Source organism: Pseudonocardia sp. EV170527-09 (assembly GCF_008369905.1).
Classification (GTDB): domain Bacteria; phylum Actinomycetota; class Actinomycetes; order Mycobacteriales; family Pseudonocardiaceae; genus Pseudonocardia.
This window is the reverse complement of sequence record NZ_VRMC01000193.1, coordinates 1-3,213: the sequence shown is the minus strand read 5'-3', so window position 1 is coordinate 3,213 and position 3,213 is coordinate 1. Positions and strand designations below refer to the sequence as shown.

Genomic DNA, 3,213 nt, shown 5'->3' with positions numbered 1-3,213 from the left:
CAATCACCACCGCGCTCACTCCGCCATCGGCGGCCAGCCACCAGTCACCAGGCTGACCAACCTCCCTGGACATCACAGGTCGGTGCTCCCAAGGTCCCCGGTCCAGCAACCAGCTGTCCAGGCCGCCTCGGTGCCCGCATGGAGCCTGCTGCTCCCGTCGACAGACGCGATGGGGTGTTCTGCGGCTGGGTACCTGTCGGTCAGCCGAGCCGACCTGTGCATCTTAGCGAATGCACATGCAAGCACATAGTCCCAGAATGCAGGCCAGTGAACCACGGCGAGATGCTGGCAGGGCCCCAACGAGGTTGGGCTGCATGGAGCGTTGAGGAGGCAGGTGGCGTCTGATGTCAGCTGTCGGGTGTGCCCGGGTCCTCTGCGTCGGCGTGTTCTCGCAGGAGATCGGTGAGCAGCCGGTTCATGGCGTGGCGCTGTGATGGAGCCAGACCGGCCACACGGGTCGCGACGTCGCGAACCTTGGCGTCCCGCATGGCGCGCCGGAGCTCAACCTGCTCGAAGACCTCCCGCGTCGCATGAGGGTCGCCCAGCAGGAAGCTGACCCGCACCCCGAAGAACGTGCTCAGTCCTTCGAGCACCCGCAGGGTCGGATTCGTCTTGAGGCCACGTCGCAGCTCCGACAGGTGCGACTCGGAGATGTCGAACCCTTTCGCGCGGAGGGTCGCGACGACGTACTTGCCGGTGTACTCCTCCTCGTCGTCCTCGCTGGGACCGTGGGTGGCGAACAAGTAGTTGATCCTGTCCGCGAAGGTGCTCAAGGTCGGCTCAGGACCGCCGCTGCTCGGCACTGCCACACTCCCCTCCCGAGACGGCTCCGCGGCGGAGTACCGCGGCACGACATCACAGCTGAGGAGCACGGTACTCGGCAGTCGCCTGGTTCGGCATGCCGCATCTGGCGTAGTGATCCGCAGGTGTGTACCTTGCACTAGACGTGATTCACTGAGATGCATCGGCATCCATGGTGGACGAGAGTGGGGCAACGGATGAGCCATGGCCGAGGCGGCTGCTCACCGGTCACCCTGCCTGCCCTGTCCCGGGCACTGACGCTCTGTCCGTACCGCATCCCCGACAACGAGCACAGGAGGCGGGTCACCGTGCACCAGGTGTTGCCAGCTGTCGAGAGCATCCCGGTCCCGAGCGGCCCTCTCGAAAGCGTTGGAACAGCGAGTGACCCCGACCCCAACTGGATCCGCGGCGATCTGGTCAGAGCAGCACAAGCGCTCCTGACGGCCGCTCAGACGGTTGGTAGCCCTGCAACGGCCACCGCCGCCGATCAGCGCATCCCTGCGGCGCACGTGCGGAGCGCGCTCGTGGTCGTGCAGTCGGCCCTCGAACACCTCGAGTAGCAGCCAGCCGGGGGCGAGCGCCGTGGCTTGCCCCATGTTCAGGCGAAGTAGCGAGATCCAAGGGGCGAAGCAGGGTGGAAACCCGAACTGGTGGCGTCGGCGCGTCGGATCGTGTTGTAACAGGTACTGCTGACAGGATGCCACGTATGAGCGAGCGGAGGCCGCGCGGCCGCAACGGGGCCGCGAAGCGCTACAAGGGTCCGCGAGAACTGGTCGGGACCCGTGTCCCGCCGGAGATCACTGACCAGATCGACGACGAGCGTGAAGCCCTCGGGCTGACCCGCAACGACTATCTCTTCGCAGCGATCCTGATGGCGCTCGAGGACCCGAAGACGGTGCAGGCGACAGCCGCCAGGCTCACCGACCAGCTCACCCGTGCTCTGCCGTCGCAAGACCAACTCCGGCTGGCCGACGAGGCCCTCCAGGAGGTGCTCAGGCAGACCGCTTGACCTCGGTGCCGCTCGAAGCGTCGCCACGACAATCGAACACCTGGGCTGAGTGCATACCCTGAAATGCGCTAGGGCCCGTCCCTCCCGCGAAGAGGAACGGGCCCAACGTAACGGGGTTCGGAGCGCCAACTCCTACACCCAGCCCCTCCCAGAAGGGAGGCGCAACGCTTGCCTGCGCGCTCTCATAGTAGCGCGCGTCCCGAAGTTCGCACAGCACCATCTCGCTGTGCGTCCCGCGAGTCGAACCCCAACCGGGGCCTTCGGCTCCTCATGCAGCCAGTTCTGCCGCTTCCGGCAGGGCTGCCGGCGTCCTGGTCGACCCATCCGGGGATCGAACTCCCCCGGATGTGCGTCAGCTGTCGACGTCGGTCGGGAACCGCGCGCAACACTCCACTCAGGTCCTTCGTCTGCTCACCGTGCTGGTTCGCCTGCGGTGGCGACGTCTCCCCTGCCGAACTCACTGCCTCCCTCGAGGCCGACGTCGCGTCGGCCGACGAGCTGCTGTCCGCCGCTGCGACGCTGCTCCCCCGCACCGCGCTGGAGTGGTATCGCGCCCTGCTGGCCTCGTCCTGGTATCAGCAGGTCCGTCGCGACGCCGCCGAGCGGTTGCGCGGGCTGCTGGCCGAGCTCGCCCGCCGCGCCGACTGGAACGACCACACCAGCTGGCCCACCTGGGAGCGTCTGCAGGAGGCCAGCGGGTGGCGCCGCAGCAGTACCGCTCGCTGGCTCGCCGAACTGCAGCGCCATGGCTGGCTGCTGCGCGTCGAGGGCGGCTCCACCCCTCAGTTCCGTCCACTCGCGCTGCAGCATCTCGCCGGCAACCGGGCCGCGGTCTACCAGCTACGAGTGCCCGCCGCTGAGGCGGCCGAGCAGGCCATCCCGACCGTGCCGGACCCACGTGCCCAGAGCAGTGACCACGAAGTGGCCCAGACCCACACAGACACAACTTGGACCCCAACCCCAACACTTAAAGATCCTTCTAAGACTTCTACAGGGGTTCCTACGCGCGCGAGAACGCGCATCCACAATCCCCAGGTCAGCACACGTTTTCGTGACGTCTACGGCCCTGACGGGCCGGGCCAAGAGGAACACCAGGCCGGCCACTTCGCCCGACGGGTCCCGGTCACCGGAGCCGAGATGCTTGCCGCGGCCGCGGAGCTGCGCACCGACCCCGCACTGCGCCGGCTGACCCCGCGCTGGATCCGTTCCATCGCTCGCCCCTGGTGGGAAGCAGGCTGGACCAACAACGATCTGCTCTACGCCCTTGAGCACCGGCCCCGCCAGGACGGCCCCGCCGCTCCTGCCCACCGCTGCCCAGCCAGTCAACTGCGCAGGCCCGACGGCTGGCTGCGCCATCGCCTGAGTTGGTGGCGCGACGCTCGCGGCCCGCTCGTCTCACCCAC

At 67.8% G+C, this 3,213-nt stretch carries 3 protein-coding genes; 2 read left to right on the top strand and 1 reads right to left on the bottom strand.

All coding sequences use genetic code 11. The annotated features are described in order from the left end of the window. Window positions 1-347 precede the first annotated feature (347 nt). Window positions 348-809 carry a helix-turn-helix transcriptional regulator gene (locus FVA95_RS28065; protein WP_149666819.1) on the bottom strand — a complete coding sequence of 154 codons (462 nt, stop codon included), beginning with the start codon at window positions 807-809 and terminating at the stop codon, window positions 348-350. Between the two features lie 698 nt (window positions 810-1,507). Here FVA95_RS28065 and FVA95_RS28060 point away from each other — a divergent pair. Together FVA95_RS28060 and FVA95_RS28055 are read left to right on the top strand one after the other, a co-directional pair. After that, complete coding sequence (locus FVA95_RS28060; RefSeq protein WP_149666818.1) at window positions 1,508-1,810, top strand: hypothetical protein; 303 nt, start codon at window positions 1,508-1,510, stop codon at window positions 1,808-1,810. A 270-nt stretch (window positions 1,811-2,080) separates the two neighbouring features. Next, on the top strand, window positions 2,081-3,213 hold a 1,133-nt coding region (locus tag FVA95_RS28055; protein WP_205016013.1), incomplete at its 3' end, for a helix-turn-helix domain-containing protein.